The 15,501-nt window shown below is 64.7% G+C and carries 13 protein-coding genes; 7 read left to right on the top strand and 6 right to left on the bottom strand.

The annotated features are described in order from the left end of the window. Positions 1-191 precede the first annotated feature (191 nt). A complete protein-coding gene (locus ACYCVF_RS18140) occupies positions 192-1,772 on the top strand; it encodes an AMP-binding protein (protein WP_459598536.1) in 1,581 nt (526 codons plus the stop codon). 92 nt (positions 1,773-1,864) lie between these two features. Here the strand turns inward: ACYCVF_RS18140 and ACYCVF_RS18135 are convergent, their stop codons facing one another. The 3 genes from ACYCVF_RS18135 to ACYCVF_RS18125 all read right to left on the bottom strand — a co-directional run bounded on the left by ACYCVF_RS18135 (position 1,865) and on the right by ACYCVF_RS18125 (position 6,083). Then, positions 1,865-2,959, bottom strand: a complete 1,095-nt coding sequence (locus ACYCVF_RS18135) for an HD domain-containing protein (RefSeq protein ID WP_459598534.1) — start codon at positions 2,957-2,959, stop codon at positions 1,865-1,867. A 350-nt stretch (positions 2,960-3,309) separates the two neighbouring features. After that, entirely contained in the window at positions 3,310-5,595 is a 2,286-nt protein-coding gene (locus tag ACYCVF_RS18130) for a xanthine dehydrogenase family protein molybdopterin-binding subunit (protein ID WP_459598532.1), read from the bottom strand. Next, entirely contained in the window at positions 5,592-6,083 is a 492-nt protein-coding gene (locus ACYCVF_RS18125; RefSeq protein ID WP_459598530.1) for a (2Fe-2S)-binding protein, read from the bottom strand. Before ACYCVF_RS18125 ends, ACYCVF_RS18130 begins: the two co-directional genes overlap by 4 nt. Before the next feature lie 358 nt (positions 6,084-6,441). Between ACYCVF_RS18125 and ACYCVF_RS18120 the strand changes: the two genes are divergently transcribed. From ACYCVF_RS18120 to ACYCVF_RS18110, 3 genes are all read left to right on the top strand, one after another. Further along, a complete protein-coding gene (locus tag ACYCVF_RS18120; protein ID WP_459598528.1) occupies positions 6,442-7,206 on the top strand; it encodes an alpha/beta fold hydrolase in 765 nt (254 codons plus the stop codon). Positions 7,207-7,230: 24 nt separating this feature from the next. Continuing rightward, entirely contained in the window at positions 7,231-7,566 is a 336-nt protein-coding gene (locus ACYCVF_RS18115) for a hypothetical protein (RefSeq protein WP_459598526.1), read from the top strand. Between the two features lie 172 nt (positions 7,567-7,738). Then, positions 7,739-8,410: a dienelactone hydrolase family protein gene (locus tag ACYCVF_RS18110; RefSeq protein WP_459598524.1), complete on the top strand. Its 672-nt coding sequence runs from the start codon at positions 7,739-7,741 to the stop codon at positions 8,408-8,410. Between the two features lie 180 nt (positions 8,411-8,590). Here the strand turns inward: ACYCVF_RS18110 and ACYCVF_RS18105 are convergent, their stop codons facing one another. From ACYCVF_RS18105 to ACYCVF_RS18095, 3 genes are all read right to left on the bottom strand, one after another. Next, positions 8,591-9,322 carry a polysaccharide biosynthesis/export family protein gene (locus ACYCVF_RS18105; RefSeq protein WP_459598522.1) on the bottom strand — a complete coding sequence of 244 codons (732 nt, stop codon included), beginning with the start codon at positions 9,320-9,322 and terminating at the stop codon, positions 8,591-8,593. A 251-nt stretch (positions 9,323-9,573) separates the two neighbouring features. After that, entirely contained in the window at positions 9,574-10,224 is a 651-nt protein-coding gene (gene msrA / locus ACYCVF_RS18100) for a peptide-methionine (S)-S-oxide reductase MsrA (protein ID WP_459598520.1), read from the bottom strand. A 140-nt stretch (positions 10,225-10,364) separates the two neighbouring features. Continuing rightward, positions 10,365-10,682: a hypothetical protein gene (locus ACYCVF_RS18095; RefSeq protein WP_459598518.1), complete on the bottom strand. Its 318-nt coding sequence runs from the start codon at positions 10,680-10,682 to the stop codon at positions 10,365-10,367. 422 nt (positions 10,683-11,104) lie between these two features. On the opposite strand from ACYCVF_RS18095, the gene rpsT reads away from it, so the two are divergent. The 3 genes from rpsT (at position 11,105) to dnaN (ending at position 15,472) form a co-directional block, all read left to right on the top strand. After that, on the top strand, positions 11,105-11,371 hold the full coding sequence (gene rpsT / locus ACYCVF_RS18090) for a 30S ribosomal protein S20 (protein ID WP_035704405.1): 267 nt from the start codon (positions 11,105-11,107) through the stop codon (positions 11,369-11,371). A gap of 1,230 nt (positions 11,372-12,601) precedes the next feature. Beyond that, the gene (gene dnaA / locus ACYCVF_RS18085) at positions 12,602-14,011 is read left to right on the top strand and encodes a chromosomal replication initiator protein DnaA (RefSeq protein WP_459598516.1); all 1,410 of its coding nucleotides are present in this window, start codon (positions 12,602-12,604) and stop codon (positions 14,009-14,011) included. Positions 14,012-14,353: 342 nt separating this feature from the next. Then, positions 14,354-15,472 (top strand): DNA polymerase III subunit beta, encoded by a 1,119-nt coding sequence (gene dnaN, locus ACYCVF_RS18080; protein WP_459598514.1) that lies wholly within the window; start codon positions 14,354-14,356, stop codon positions 15,470-15,472. Positions 15,473-15,501: the final 29 nt, after the last annotated feature.

Below are 15,501 nucleotides of genomic sequence, written 5' to 3'. Positions count from 1 at the left end.
GCGCTTGCGACGAAGCAATCCAGACTGGCTCAGCGGAGACAGTCTGGATTGCTTCGCTTCGCTCGCAATGACGGCCGAGGGAACGCGGACGACATACGCCCCCAGATTTGCGCCGCGCGCCGTCCGGTGGCAGGAAGACGCAATAAACAAAAGGCAGCCGCCATCAAGATGCAGGCTGCACGGGAGGATCCATGCCCATTCAACACACCGCCGCCGGAATCGTGGGCCCCTTCGACGGGCTCGACGTGCCCTGGCTCCTGAGGATGCGCGCCGAAGTGCGCAGCTCACATCCGTTCCTGATCTGGGTGCCGTTCGACGCGCCGGCGCGGCACTGGAGCTACGGCGAGTTTCACGAGCGCGTCGGTGCGCTCGCGGCAGGGCTGGCTCGGCGAGGCGTCAAGCCCGGCGAATACGTGCTCATTCATCTGGACAATTGCATCGAGGCGATGCTGGCCTGGTTCGCCTGCGTCGAACTCGGCGCGATCGCGGTGACCACCAACACCCGTTCGGCGCCGGCCGAGATCGAATATTTCGCCAATCATTGCGGCGCTGTCGCCGCGATCACCCAGCCGGCCTATGCGGAGGTCGTCGCGCAGAACTGCCGCAACATCCGCTGGCTGGCGGTGACCTCGCATGACGCCGGCACGGCGCCGGCGCAGGCGGTCTCGCGCGGCGACAGTTTCGAGTCCCTGTTCGCCGACAGCGCCGATCGTCCCAGGCGCGCCGCCGATCCGCTCGCCCCATGCAGCGTGCAGTACACCTCCGGCACGACGTCGCGGCCGAAGGCGGTGCTGTGGACCCACGCCAACGCGCTGTGGGGTGCCAAGATCAACGCCGCGCATGAGGATCTGCATGCGAGCGACGTGCACCAGACCTATCTGCCGCTGTTCCACACCAATGCGCTGGCCTATTCGATGCTGGCGACGCTATGGGTCGGCGGCTCCTGCGTGATCCAGCCGCGCTTCTCCGCCAGCCGGTTCTGGAGCGTCGCGCGCGAACACCGCGCGACCTGGACTTCGACCATCCCGTTCTGCATGAAGGCCCTGCTCGAGCAGGAGATCCCGAAGGACCACAAGTTCCGCCTGTGGGGCTCCGCCATCAACGAGCCGCCGGCCTTCGCCGCCTTCGGCATCAAGATGATCGGATGGTGGGGCATGACCGAGACCATCACCCACGGCATCGTCGGCGAGGTCGATCAGCCCAACATCCCGATGTCGATCGGCCGCGCCGCGCCGGAATACCAGATCCGCATCACCGACGATGACGGACGGCCGACCGAGGTCGGCGGCACCGGCAACCTCGCGATCAAGGGCATCCCCGGCCTGTCGCTGTTCGCCGAATATCTGCACAACGAGAAGGCGACGCGTGAGAGCTTCGACGAGCACGGCTTCTTTCTCACCGGCGACCGCGTCGAGCGGCTACCGAACGGCTACATCAAGTTCGGCGACCGCGCCAAGGACATGCTGAAGGTCGGCGGCGAGAACGTCGCGGCCTCCGAGATCGAGCAGGTGGTCGCCCTCGTGCCCGGCGTGCACGAGGCCGCGGTGGTGGCGAAGACGCATCCCATGCTGGACGAAGTGCCGGTCGTCTTCATCATCCCGCAGGGCGGCGTCGCCGGCGCTGCGCCCGATCTGCAGGATCGTGTGATGGCCGCCTGCCGCGCCGGCCTCGCCGACTTCAAGGTGCCGCGCGAGGTCAGGCTCGTCGACGACATGCCGCGCTCGACACTGGAGAAGGTTGCGAAGGCGGAGCTACGGAAAATGGTGGACTGAAGGAATGTCATTCCGGGGCAACGCGCAGCGTTGAACCCGGAATCTCGAGATTCCGGGTTCGCGCGTCGCGCGCCCCGGAATGACGGCTAGTGTCAGAACGATCCCAGCGCCACCGGCCTGAACGCCTGCAGCAACTGCTGATCAAGTTTGCCGCCCATGCCTTCCATCATCGTAAACGCACGCGAGTGGGTGAAGGGCATGCGATAGGCGCGCTTCTCCACCAGGGCGGCGTAGATGTCGACGATCGTCGTCAGCCGCACGATGTCGCTGATCTGGTTCGACGACAGGCCGTTCGGATAGCCGGAGCCGTCGAGGAATTCGTGATGATGCAGGACGACGTCGAGCATCTCCGGCGGGAAGCTGCCCTGCTCGGCGAGCGCGTCGTAGCCGCGGCGAGGATGCTCGCGAACTTCGGCCATCTCCTCGTCGGTGAGCTTGCCCGGCTTGTCGAGCAGCGCGGCCGGAACGAAGGCTTTGCCGACGTCGTGCAGCAGCGCGGCGCGGGTCAGGCGGCGCTGGTCGTCCTCGCGCATGCCGAGATGCTGCGCGAAGGCGACGGCAAAGCCGGTGACGAACAGGCAGTGCCGATAGCTGCCGACATGATGGCAGCCGACGGTGGTGAGCCATTCACGCAGCGACGAATGCTTGATCGCCTTCAGGATCTTGCTCTCGGCCGCAATGACGTCGTCGAAGGTCAGGGCCACGCCGAGCGGCAGCTTCTCGAACATCTTGGCCAGCACCGCGTGCGCCGCCTCGACGCCGCGGTTGAGCGTCTTGCCGCGGTCGGTCGCGTCATAGGCGGCAGTGTCCGGGAAGGCGGCGCGGATGCGCTGAAGGATGGCCTCGGGCTGGAGCGGCCGTGAGATGGTGTCGGTGGCCCCTAGCGCCCAGGCCTGCATGGTGCCGTGATGCAGGGCGTCTGCAAGCACGAACAGCCGCGGCATCGAACGATAGGCATCGCCGCGCAGCTTGTTGCGAACCCGCTGCACGCTCTCGGGCGAGCGGAGGTTGATGTCGACCACGAGGCCGGAAAGGTCACGCGCCGGCTGGGCGGGGATAGCCTCCGTCGTCACCGTCGACACGTCGCCGACCGCTTTCAAAATGCTGGCGAGCTCGCTGCTTGCGTCGCTCCGGTCTGAGGCGAGCAGAAGCCGACGTTTGGCGGCAGGTTTGGCTGAGGCGTTCATGACTTCCCCAAAGCACGGGACTGGATTTGGGGTCAGCCTAAGCCGATCAGGTTCTCCGGGCCTTAAGAGGCGTGCTCAATGGAACCTTGGGGAATTGGATGAAATTTTACGGATCCGGGTTCCAGGGCAGAATGGCAAACAGTGAAAACAACCCCATGCACAGTAGAAAGAGCCTTGATGGACAAGGAGAATTTTTCCGTCATGGCTGGTCGTGTCCCGGCCATCCACGCCTTGGCCCTGAAGCTCAGGGAACGGCATGCCCGGGACCGGACTGGGCGTGACAGCGCCCAAAAAGTAATCCGCCGGAGATTGCTCCGGCGGATCATATCATTCAGCAATCACGCCCAGCCTTACGCCTTCATGCTCGCCTTCACGGCCTCGGCCGTGATCGGCAGCGCCCGGACGCGGGCACCGCTGGCATTGAAGATGGCGTTGCCAATGGCGGGGGCCACCACCGTCACCGCGGGCTCGCCGACGCCGGTGGCCTTCTCGCCGTTGGCGATCACGGCGACCGCCACCTCGGGCGTCTGGCTCATGCGCAGAGGCGTATAGCCATCGAAATTGGTCTGCTCGATGCCACCGTCCTTCAGCGTCGCCTTCTCGTACATCGCCAGCGACAGGCCCCACAGCGCTGCGCCCTCGACCTGAGCGCGGATGTTGTCGGGATGCACCTGCGTACCCACGTCGGTTGCGATCGTGAGCTTCTTCACGGTCACCGCGCCCGACGGCGCAACGGCGACGTGAGCCACGCATGCCGTCCAGCTCGCACTCGCGCGTTCCTGCGAGGACACGCAGGCAACGCCCATGCCTTCGCCTTTCGGCAACTGCCTGGTGCCGTAGCCGGACAGCCCCATCGCAGCGAGCAGGGTGTTGCGCAGCCGCTGCGCGCCGCCGTCGTTCTTGCCGGCGCCGTCGAGCAGCGAGATGCGGAGCTGCGCCGGATCCTTGCCGGTCGCCGCCGCGATCTCGTCGATCATGCTTTCGACCGCCCAGAAGGTCCAGCCCGGCGCCACCGAGCGGAGCTGACCGGACGGCGTGGCGTTGTGCGCGAGCTCGTTCTTGACCGCGCGCACATAATGATTGGGCACTGTGTAGAAGAAGTCCGCTCCATTGACCGTGAAGGAATCGAGCGGCCCCTTCTTGTCGACCGAGGGCGTCAGGAAATCAGGAATTCCCCAGCGCGCGGTCGGCCAGGCCGAGACCACGTCGTGGCTGATCGCGATGAGCTTGCCATCGCCGTCCACGCCGGCCTTGACCTTCTGGTAGGTGAGCGGACGCGAGAAATCCATCGTCATGTCGTTCTCGCGCGAGTAGATCACCTTCACCGGCTTGCCGACCGCCTTCGCCGCCTGCACCGCCGGAATCATCATGTCGGCATCGAGCCGCCGGCCGAAGCCGCCGCCGAGCCACATCTGATGCATAACCACGAACTTCGGATCGATCCCGGCCGCACCTGCGGCGATCGCACCGGAGCGCGTCGCGAACTGGTTGCCGGAATAGATGTGCAGGATGTCGCCCTTGAACTCCGCGGTCGCGTTCATCGGCTCCAGCGGCGCGTGGATGTTGATGCTGGTGGTGTACTCGGCCTCCACCACCTTGGCCGCCGAGCCGAAAGCTGCATTGGGATCGCCGTCCTTGACGAAGAACTGGCCGGAATCCTCCAGCTTCTGAAGCCGCATGGCTTCATCGAGCAGCGATTGACTCGACAGCTTCGCGTTCGGACCGCCGTCATAGGCGATCTTCAGCGCTTGCGCCGCTTTCTTGGCGTTGGCATAGGTGCTGGCGACCGCGACGACCCAGCCGGAGGTCGTGCCTGTCTTGTCATCGAGGGTGACGGCCTTGATGAAGCCCGGCACCTTCTTCGCCGCGCTGTCGTCGACGGATTTCACGGTGGCGCCGAAGCGCACCGGCGGCGTGACCAGCGCACCATAGGCCATGCCCGGCAGCATCACGTCGATGCCGTATTTGGCCGTGCCGTTGGTCTTGGAGGGGATGTCTAGCTGCGGCACCGAGACGCCGATCATGGTGTATTGATCCGGCGTCTTCAGCTTGATCGCCTTCAGCTCGTCCGGCGTGAAGGACTTGGTCGCCTTGCCGCTCTTCACGACCTCGGCGAACGACATCTGCTTCTTCGACTTCGGATGCACGATCATGGAATCGCGCACCACGAGCTCGCTGGCCGGCACGCCCATCGCGGCGGCAGCGCCTTCGGTCAGGGCCATCCGTCCGGCGGCGCCCGCGCGGCTCATCGCCTCGAAGTTCATCATGGTCGACCAGCTGCCGCCGGTGATCTGCGCCCCGAGCACGGGATCGTTGAACTTCGGATCATTGGAGGCGAGCGACACGCGCATGTCGGTCCATTTCGCGCCGAGCTCCTCACAGACGATCTGCGCCATGGTGGAGGCGATGTGCTGGCCCATGTCGGCCTTGCCGCAAGTCACGGTGACGAGACCGTCCGGCGAGATCGCATACCAGACGCTCGGCTCGAAATTGGCGGGCGCTGCGGCCGCCGCAGAATCGATGCCGGGCACGCCCGCATAGCCGAGCACGAGCCCGGTCGCGGCAGTGCCGACCAGGAAGGAGCGGCGGCTGAGATCGGTCGTCTCGGAGGTGACGTTCTTCACGTGCTTGTTCATGTGGGCCTCCGCTCGCTGGAGGCGTTGGACGCGGTGCGCATCTCGGATGCGGCGCGCATGATCGCCTTCTGGATCCGCGAATAGGTCATGCAGCGGCAGAGATTGCCGTCCATATGCGCGACCACTTCGTCCTTGGTCGGATTGGGATTCTTCGCAAGCAGCGAGGCCGCCTGCATGATTTGGCCGGACTGGCAGTAGCCGCATTGCGGCACCTGCTCGGCGATCCACGCCTTCTGCAAGGGATGATCGCCCTTGGCGGAGAGGCCTTCGATGGTGGTGATCTTCTTGCCGGCGACGTCGCCGACCATGGTCTGGCACGAGCGCACGGCTTCTCCGTTGACGTGCACGGTGCAGGCCCCGCACAGCCCGGCACCGCAGCCGAACTTGGTGCCCGTCATCTGCAATTGCTCGCGGATCGCCCAGAGGAGCGGCGTGTCGTTCGCCGCATCCACGGACAGACTCCGCCCGTTGATGGTGAGTGTTGGCATAGGCGTCTTCCCCTGCCGGTGCATGAAGCCGCTTACGGCGGCAACTTGTGCGGCGGACGCCCACCGGGCTGGCGGCCCACCTTGACGCCAAGAATGATCGGGTTCAGGCGGAGAGGCAATTGCAATTTGGAAGCAGTCGAAAAACTATCGCGCAGGCGCAGTGTTGTGCATTGCGAGATCGGGGTTGATGCAGCGGCTGGACGCAACAGAGAAGGCGTCCCAACATGAGTGCCAATGCGTTTGGGCAGTTTCTCCGAAGTAACTTGGCACGCTAGAGTGCGGACGTCGCCGCGGACCGCCCTCTCCCGCAAGCGGAGAAGGTGCACCGAGTTGCGGCAACATAAAGAGAGGGCGGACAATGCCTGAGATCGATCGGGATGGCGTCGGGATCTACTACGAAGTTCATGGCGAGGGTCCGCCGTTGCTGCTCACCCACGGCTATTCCTCGACTTCGGCGATGTGGCATGGGCAGGTCGATGCGTTCGCGAGGGATCACAAGCTGATCTTGTGGGACATGCGCGGACACGGCCAGTCCGACTATCCCGATGATCCGAGCGCGTACAGCGAAGCGCTGACTGTCGGCGACATGGCGGCGATCCTCGATGCGGCCGGCGCCGAGCGCGCCATCATCGGTGGTCTCTCGCTCGGGGGCTACATGTCGCTCGCGTTCTATCGCGCACACCCGGAGCGCACCCGCGCGCTGCTGATCATCGACACCGGACCGGGCTTCAAGAAGGACGACGCGCGCGAAGCCTGGAACGCGCGGGCGCTTGTCACTGCCGACCGGCTCGACCGCGAAGGCCTCGACATGCTGAAATCGGCGACGCGCGAGCGCGCGACTGCCACCCATCGCAACGCCGGAGGGCTGGCACTTGCCGCGCGCGGCATGCTGACCCAGCGCGATGCGCGCGTGATCGAACTGTTGCCCGACATCAAGGTGCCGGCGCTGATCGTGGTCGGCGCCGACGACACGCCGTTCCTCGCGGCGTCCGACTACATGGCGGCAAAGATTCCCGGCGCACAAAAGGTCGTGATCCCCGCGGCCGGACACGCCGTCAACATCGATCAGCCCAAGGCTTTTGTTGACGCCGTCATGCCTTTCCTGAAGAACTTGCCGGGATAGGCCGATCAAGCAAGGACGTGGGCGATGAAGCGGGCGATGCTGGCTGCGGGCACGATGTTGCTGTCGATATCTGCGCAGGCCGAGCCGTTCGGCGTGGTTCCGCCGCGCCAACCCTTCGTCGCCACCCTGTCGAACAACACGCCGCTCGCCTTCGGCATGGACACCGAGCAGACCGCGCGCGCCCTCGGCCAGCCGCTGCAATATGTCCGCGGACGTCCCGGCAACGAGATCTTCCTCGCGCTTCGCAACATCGGCGGCAGCAGGTTGATCCCCTACCGTCACCGCCTGTTCCTGCAATTCCGTCACGGACGGCTGGCAGGATGGAAGGAGGACTACGGCGAGAACTGGATGTGGGAGTGAGTATTGCTCCTCATCCTGAGGAGCTTGCGAAGCAAGCGTCTCGAAGGATGAAGGCCCGGCTGAGGCGTCGAGGGCCTCTATCCTTCGAGACGCGCGCGAAGGGCGCGCTCCTCAGGATGAGGGGTGAGAGTTGAAAATACGGATCGAAGACCAATTAAGAAGGACAACCCGCGTGGGACAGGACATCAAGCTGACGGCCTCCGACAATTTCCAGTTCGGCGCCTATCGCGCTGACCCCTCGGGCAGCCCCAAGGGCGCGGTGGTGGTGATCCAGGAGATCTTCGGCGTCAATCACCACATCCGCTCGGTCTGCGACCGGCTGGCGAAGGAAGGTTATGTCGCGATCGCGCCGTCGATCTTCGACCGGACGTCACCAGACTTCCAGTCGGGTTATTCGCCCGACGAAATTGCGGAAGCGCGCAAGTTCGTGGCCAATCCGGATTGGGCCGCGATGCTGCGCGACACCCAGGCGGCGATCGACGCCGCCAGAAGCGTCGGTCCCGTGGGCATCATCGGCTTCTGTCTCGGCGGCAGCATCGCCTTCGTCGCGGCGACGCGGCTGTCGGGGCTGAAGGCCGCAATCGGCTATTACGGCGGCGCGGTGGTGCGCTTTGCGGACGAGACGCCGAAGGTGCCGACACAGCTGCATTTCGGCGAGAAGGATGCCGGCATCCCGCTGACCGACGTCGAGACCATCAAGACGAAGCGGCCGGACGTCGAGGTCTTCGTCTATCCGGGCGCCCAGCACGGCTTCCATTGCGACGAGCGGGCGAGCTACGACAAGGTCAGCGCCGACATCGCCTGGCCGCGCAGCATGGAGTTCCTCGCGACGCATTTGAAGTAAAGCGCGTTTCTCTCTCCGCTGTCATTCCGGAATGCGCCCACAGGCGCAGGCCCGGAATGACGAGGACAGAGTTGGCCGAGACTAAAGCGCGATGCGATTAGATGAACCGTCATCGCGCCTGAGATTGTTGTTTAAGCATGATCTTTTCGGAAAACCGCTGCGCACTTTTCCGGATCATGCTTAGAACCAGCGCTCGCCGACGAACACGGTGTCGCCGGGGCTGAGGGGGGTGCCGAGCGGCACCACGGCGCGCATGGAGCCGCCGTTCTCGGTATGCGTGACCGTGACCATGTCGCGCTTGGCGCGCGGCGAGAAGCCGCCGGCGATGGCGACCGCGCTCTCGACCGTCATGTTCGGCACGTAAGGATATTGGCCGGGTGCGAGGACCTCGCCGAGGATGAAGAACGGGCGATAGGCCTCGATCTCGACCGCCACGGAGGGCTCACGGATGTAGCCGTTGCGCAGGCGTGCGGCGATTTCGCCGGCAAGGCCCGCCGTGGTGCGGCCGCGCGCCGGCACCGCGCCGATCAGCGGCATGGTGATGGAGCCGCCGGCGTCGATCGCATAGCTGTTGGTGAGACCTTCCTGGCCGTAGACCACGACGCGAAGCTTGTCACCGGCATCGAGGTGGTAGGAAGCGCCATTGCGTACCACCATCGGCGCGGCGTAACCGACCGGCGCGGGCGAAGGGGCGAAGGAGTTGCGCAGCGCGCCAATGGCGCCGCCACCGTCGGCGACGACAACCGGTTGCGGCGCGCCATAGGGCTGGCCATAGGCCATGGAATCGAGATCGGCGCGCGGCTGCATCACTGCGACGGGAGCGGTCTGCATGCATCCGCCAAGGGCAAGCGCGGCGGACGCCGCCAAGGACACTGCTAAGTTCGACCATCGAAACGCGCGTGCAACCGGCACCGGACCTATCCCTCGAAACGAGACGGCTCCAGTGATGCACCGGTTATGGTTAATAAAGCGTTGAGTGGGGCACTGCGGGCAACGGGCGCGGTGCGCTCCCTCTCCCCGCTTGCGGGAGAGGGCTGGGGAGAGGGAGTCTCCACGTCGGGACGATCACCAGAGGACAGAACCCTCCCCCGCATTGCATCTCACGATGCAATGCAACCTCTCCCGCAAGCAAGCGGGAGAGGCGCAGCGAGCCCGGAGCAGACTTACGCGCTCAGGCCGACGCCGATCGGGTAGGACACGCCGGTTCCCCCCAAGCCGCAATAGCCGGCGGGATTCTTCGCCAGATATTGCTGATGGTAATCCTCGGCGAAATAGAACTCGCCGGCGGGGGCGATCTCGGTGGTGATGGCGCCGAGGCCCTTGGCGGCAAGCGCCTTCTGGTAGAGCGCCTTCGACTCCTCGGCCGCCTTCTTCTGCGCATCGGAACAGGTGTAGATTGCGCTTCGATATTGCGTGCCGATGTCGTTGCCCTGGCGCATGCCCTGCGTCGGGTTGTGGCTCTCCCAGAACGTCTTCAAGAGCGCCTCGTAGGAAATCTTCTTCGGGTCGAACACGACCAGCACCACTTCGGTGTGGGCGGTGCGGCCCGAGCAGACTTCCTCATAGGTCGGGTTCGGCGTGTGACCGCCGGCGTAGCCGACGGCAGTGGCGTGGACGCCGTCGCCGAGCTCCCAGAATTTGCGCTCGGCACCCCAGAAGCAGCCGAGTCCGAACACCGCCCGCTCGAGGCCGGCGGGATAAGGCGGCTTCAGCTTGGCGCCGAAATGGGTGGTCGCGGTCGGGATGGCCTGCGCACGGCCAGGCAGCGCGTCGGCGGCACTCGGCAATGCGGTGGTCTTGCGCATGAACAGCATGGTCGGATCTCCGGGACGAGCCATTCACCGCTTGAGCGAAGCGGGAACCGAACGCTCAGGCGGCGTGCTCGCGAACAGGTGGGGATATAGGCATCTACGTGGCACGGGGCAGCGGTGTTACGCGGCTGCCATCTGCAGCCTCAATCCCGCGAATAGCCGATCAGCGGCTTGCGGGGGCGGAACAGGATCATCAGCAGGATGCCCAGAATGCCGAGCACGGCGAAGACCGGCTGCTCCAGCACCAGGCGGATCACGGAGGTCCAGAGCCAGGGCGCCTTGGCCTCGACCCAGGTGCGGAATGCCGACTGGCTGGCCTGATTGATGTCGTTCCAGAACTGGCCGAACCGGGTGAACCTGAGGGTCTGGTCGGCCACCCAGCGGGCGCCGTCATAGACCATGAAGATGAACCCGCCGGCGAGCAGCAACAGCCCTATCAGTCGGAAAAAGCCGCGGATCATGCCTCACCTGCGCTGGTCGTCCGACCGGACGACCTCTGGGACCGTTGCCAGCCAATAGCCGGGCGACGGCAGAAATTCAACCTCTTCAGTGCGTTACGGCACCAGTCCCGGGCGCCAAAGGCGGAATTACAGCTCCCTAAAGCGTTGACGGTGCCAAAGACCCTCTCTATAAGGGCGCCAACTGGCGGTGGGCGCAATCCTGCCGCCGCTGTTCTTTGAGCAGTTGCAGGCGCCCTCGAGCTTCAAGCCTCATCCGAGCTTGAAGACTCTATGGAGCCTCAGAGGCAGCCGCGAGGCCGTCGCTCATGCTCCGGGAACGGCCCAGCAACCGAACACCCTAAATCCGAGCGTCGATTAAGCGGTCAAGCAGCCGGCGCTACCCCGACCAAGACGCGACCGGTACCGCAAAGGACATTGAACCCATGGCCAATACCACTTCCGCCAAGAAAGCGACGCGCAAGATCGCCCGCCGCACCGCCGTCAACAAGTCGCGCCGCACCCAGATGCGCGGTGCCGTGCGCACCGTCGAGGAAGCCATCAAGACCGGCGATCGCGCCGCTGCCGTGAAGGCACTCGCGACTGCCGAGCCCGCTCTGATGCGCGCCGCCCAGCGCAATATCATTCACAAGAACAACGCCAGCCGCAAAGTCTCGCGCCTCACCGCGCAGATCGCCAAGCTCGCGAAGTAATCTCGCAGCATCATCTGATCGGTCGATCCGATCAGCGCGTCAAACGGCCCGGCAATGCGCCGGGCTTTTTTGTTGGCTGCCATATCGACGCAAGCAGTCGCGCGAAGGTCGATCTTCGCTCGGACGATTGGCATCGCGCGCGCTATTCTTCGTTCCGTAATTGTACCTGACGATGTTCTGCAACAGTGGAAACTTCACCGCGTTGCAAAAACCCCGCGCTTCGGGCTCGAACTAAATCCGCGCCGACGAGAGTTCTGCACACCGTAATTCACCGGAACGCGTGTGGCGGTGGAGTTACCCTGCAAAAAGAGTCCCGAAAAGCGGTGACTCAATAATCACTTATCAACATAGCAGCGACAAGCATTTGGAAAATTCGCTCGCGCGTCAGGTGCGTGACGCTTTTGTTAAAAAAATTCGGCCGCGAATGAAAATTGTCACATGAGGCGCGGCACTCTCGATTCTGTGCACGAATCCAAAAACTTGCAACCGAGCCTGTGAACAAGTCGCGCGCGGCGTTAACGCTGGTCAAGTTTTTTGATCGATCGACTGTGAATCAATTTCGTTGCGAGTCTTTCCGCTTAGTGTATTCCTTAAGTCGTCAGCGGCGCCCACGATCTTCAGACCAGCGCGGTTTAGGAAACGGGGCGAGCGTGCAGATCGGCGGCGGTGTGCACGTAGGCGACGCTTCAACAAGCGATGTCGATTCAAAACCCATAGCAATATGGGAACGGTAGCTCTTTGTCTGAATGTCTCCAAGCGGGATCTTCCCGCCTCGCGCAATGCGCACATGAGAGACGTCGCAAACTACCCCGGCACGCGAGGTGGCGAAGTCGAGCGGACGACCAGTACATTGGGCAGGCATCCGCGACAGGAGTACGGCGCGGTTGTCTTCAGGACACGCAGGACCTTGTCGTGAGCGATCACGGCAGGACGGGGAGGTATCATGTCTTACGGACTCAACGCGGTATTGAAGCACGTTTCCTATTCCATCGATGCCGTTCCAGCTCCGTCGGATCTCCAGCCTCCCGCGTATGACGGAGCGCCGAGTACGCGCTGACCTCGCGACCCCTCCATCTCTGACATCGCTGATCTGACGCGGCATTCCCGCCGAACGGTCGAGCCATGCCTGACGATGGACTCGCTCGAGGTCGCGCCACGTCAGGGACCGTGGCAGGAACCCTGCATGGCGCTCACAACGCAACTATATCTCTCAAGAGAAGTTTTCTGACGATGACAATGGAACAGGATCGCTGGTCACGCGTGAAGGGTCGGCTGCGCTCGAGCGTTGGAGAAGACGTCTATACGAGCTGGTTTGCACGCATGGATCTGGAAGGCGTGCAGGATGAGAGCGTGCGGCTCTCGGTGCCGACGCGATTCCTGAAGAGCTGGATCCAGGCCCATTATGCCGAGCGCGTGCTGTCGTGCTGGCAGGCCGAGATGCCGGAAGTGCATCGCATCGATCTCACGGTCCGAACCGCCGTGCGCCCGGCGGTGCAGCCGAAGGAAGCGCCCGCGCCGGTCGAAGCGCGCCGCGTACCGGCGCCGGAGCTTCGCTCGACCGCAATCGCGCCGGTCTCGGCCAGTCACGACGCGCTCGGCGGCTCGCCGCTCGATCCGCGCCTGACCTTCGCGAGCTTCGTCGTCGGTCGCTCCAACACGCTGGCGCATGCCGCCGCGCGTCAGGTCGCCGAAGGGCGACGCGGCGATCCCGTCATGTTCAATCCGCTCTACATCCATGCCGGCGTCGGCCTCGGCAAGACGCATCTGCTTCAGGCCGTGACCTGGGCCGGCAATTCCGGCAACGAGCGCAAGGTGCTGTATCTCACTGCGGAGAAATTCATGTACGGCTTCGTCGCCGCACTGAAGACGCAGACAGCGCTCGCCTTCAAGGAAGCGCTGCGCGGCATCGACGTGCTCGTGATCGACGATCTCCAGTTCCTCCAGGGCAAGTCGACACAGGCCGAGTTCTGTCACACGCTGAACGCGCTGATCGACGCAGGCCGCCAGGTCGTGATCGCGGCGGATCGTCCGCCATCCGATCTCGAGAGCCTCGACGACCGCGTGCGCTCGCGGCTGGCCGGCGGCCTCGTGGTCGAGATGGGCTCGCTCGGCGAGGAGCTGCGCCACGGCATCCTCAAGTCGCGCGTCGCCGCCGCCCGCGCCCATCATGCGACCTTCGAAGTGCCCGAGGAGGTGCTGCAATATCTGGCGCGCACCATCACCCATAACGGCCGCGACCTCGAAGGCGCGATCAACCGTCTGCTCGCGCATTCCAAGCTCAACAACCGGCCGGTGACGCTGGAGATGGCGGAGCACGAGGTGCGCGACCTGGTCCGGCCGCAGGAGCCCAAGCGCATCAAGATCGAGGACATCCAGCGCGTGGTGGCGCGGCAGTATAATGTCAGCCGCTCCGACCTGCTCTCCTCGCGCCGCACCGCCAACGTGGTCCGCCCGCGGCAGGTGGCGATGTATCTCGCCAAGACGCTGACCCTGCGTTCGCTCCCCGAGATCGGCCGCCGCTTCGGCGGACGCGACCACACCACCGTGCTGCACGCGGTGCGCAAGATCGAGGCCCTGGTCTCCAAGGACACCGCGCTGTCCGAGGAGGTGGAGTCGCTGAAGCGCCAGCTTCAGGAATAAGCGCCTGGGCCGCATGGGATATCGTCATGCCCGGGCTTGTCCCGGGCATCCACGCTCCCGGTCCAGCAGTGCAAGACGTGGATGGCCGGGACAAGCCCGGCCATGACGCCCGGAGACGGAGTTCGCCGCCAACCGGCACGTCGCGCTTCGGCACGAAACATCGGTAAATCGTGGGGAACTGCCGCCCAATCCCTTGAAACGGATGGCTTTCCGCGCCACCTTGCGCGACCCTGACGGCTTTGGTCATATCGGCGGGATGGCCTCAGCTTTGGGGTCTTGCGGTGCCGCGGCGGGCTTCTCGGCCGTCCGGCTTTTTCATCTGGGGATCGGGCGAGTAGTGCAATGAAGGTTACGGTCGAACGCGCGCAACTCCTGAAGTCGCTGGGCCATGTCCACCGCGTGGTCGAGCGCCGCAACACGATTCCGATCCTCGGCAACGTGCTGGTCCGCGCCGAAAACGCGAAATTATCGCTGAAAGCCACCGACCTCGACCTCGAGGTGACGGAGACGCTGCCGGCGGAAACCGCGACCGCCGGCTCCACCACCGTGCCGGCGCACATGTTCTACGACATCGTGCGCAAGCTGCCGGATGGTTCGCAGATCGTGCTGGAGGCCGATGGCGACCGGGCGGTGCTCGCGATCCGCGCCGGCCGCTCGCGCTTCACGCTGCAGACGCTGCCGGAGAACGATTTCCCGGATCTGGCCGCGGGCGACATGTCGCACTCGTTCTCGCTCGCCGCCAAGGACGTCAAGCGGCTGATCGACCGCACGCAGTTCGCGATCTCGACGGAGGAGACGCGCTATTACCTGAACGGCATCTATCTGCACGCCGCCGGCACGGCCAAGGCTGCGACCCTGCGCGGCGTCGCGACCGACGGCCACCGCCTCGCCCAGCTCGACCTGGTGCAGCCCAAGGGCGCCGAGGGCATGCCCGGCGTGATCGTGCCGCGCAAGACCGTCGGCGAGGTGCAGCGTCTGATCGAGGACACCGAGGCCGAGATGACGATCGAGCTGTCGCAGGCCAAGATTCGCTTCACCATCGGTAACGTCGTGCTGACCTCGAAACTGATCGACGGCACCTTCCCCGATTACGGCCGCGTCATCCCGCAGAACAACGACAAGGAGCTCGCCGTCGACAAGAAGGATTTCGAGAACGCAGTCGACCGCGTCTCCACGATCTCCAGCGAGCGGGGGCGGGCGGTCAAGCTGTCGCTCTCGCCGGGCAAGCTGGTGCTGTCGGTGACCAATCCGGATTCCGGCAGCGCGACCGAGGAGCTCGAAGTCGAATACGCCTCCGACGCCCTCGATATCGGCTTCAACTCCCGCTACCTCCTCGACATCGCCGCCCAGATCGAAGGCGACGTCGCGACCTTGAGGCTCGCCGATCCCGGCTCGCCGACCCTGGTGCAGGACCGCGACGACAAGAGCGCGCTGTACGTGCTGATGCCGATGCGGGTGTGAGGCCTACCGGCCTCTCCGCGTATTGACTA

This window comes from Bradyrhizobium cedriense (genome assembly GCF_054602315.1).
Note: the sequence above shows the minus strand (reverse complement) of the source record. Positions and strands in the feature narration are given on the sequence as shown.

Bases quoted from the DNA above. Each gene is read 5' to 3' on its own strand.
- ACYCVF_RS18130 (WP_459598532.1), bottom strand. From the start codon at position 5,595: ATGAACAAGCACGTGAAGAACGTCACCTCCGAGACGACCGATCTCAGC.
- msrA (WP_459598520.1), bottom strand. From the start codon at position 10,224: ATGCTGTTCATGCGCAAGACCACCGCATTGCCGAGTGCCGCCGACGCG.
- rpsT (WP_035704405.1), top strand. From the start codon at position 11,105: ATGGCCAATACCACTTCCGCCAAGAAAGCGACGCGCAAGATCGCCCGC.
- ACYCVF_RS18140 (WP_459598536.1), top strand. From the start codon at position 192: ATGCCCATTCAACACACCGCCGCCGGAATCGTGGGCCCCTTCGACGGG.
- ACYCVF_RS18135 (WP_459598534.1), bottom strand. From the start codon at position 2,959: ATGAACGCCTCAGCCAAACCTGCCGCCAAACGTCGGCTTCTGCTCGCC.
- ACYCVF_RS18095 (WP_459598518.1), bottom strand. From the start codon at position 10,682: ATGATCCGCGGCTTTTTCCGACTGATAGGGCTGTTGCTGCTCGCCGGC.
- ACYCVF_RS18115 (WP_459598526.1), top strand. From the start codon at position 7,231: ATGAAGCGGGCGATGCTGGCTGCGGGCACGATGTTGCTGTCGATATCT.
- ACYCVF_RS18125 (WP_459598530.1), bottom strand. From the start codon at position 6,083: ATGCCAACACTCACCATCAACGGGCGGAGTCTGTCCGTGGATGCGGCG.
- ACYCVF_RS18120 (WP_459598528.1), top strand. From the start codon at position 6,442: ATGCCTGAGATCGATCGGGATGGCGTCGGGATCTACTACGAAGTTCAT.
- dnaN (WP_459598514.1), top strand. From the start codon at position 14,354: ATGAAGGTTACGGTCGAACGCGCGCAACTCCTGAAGTCGCTGGGCCAT.
- dnaA (WP_459598516.1), top strand. From the start codon at position 12,602: ATGACAATGGAACAGGATCGCTGGTCACGCGTGAAGGGTCGGCTGCGC.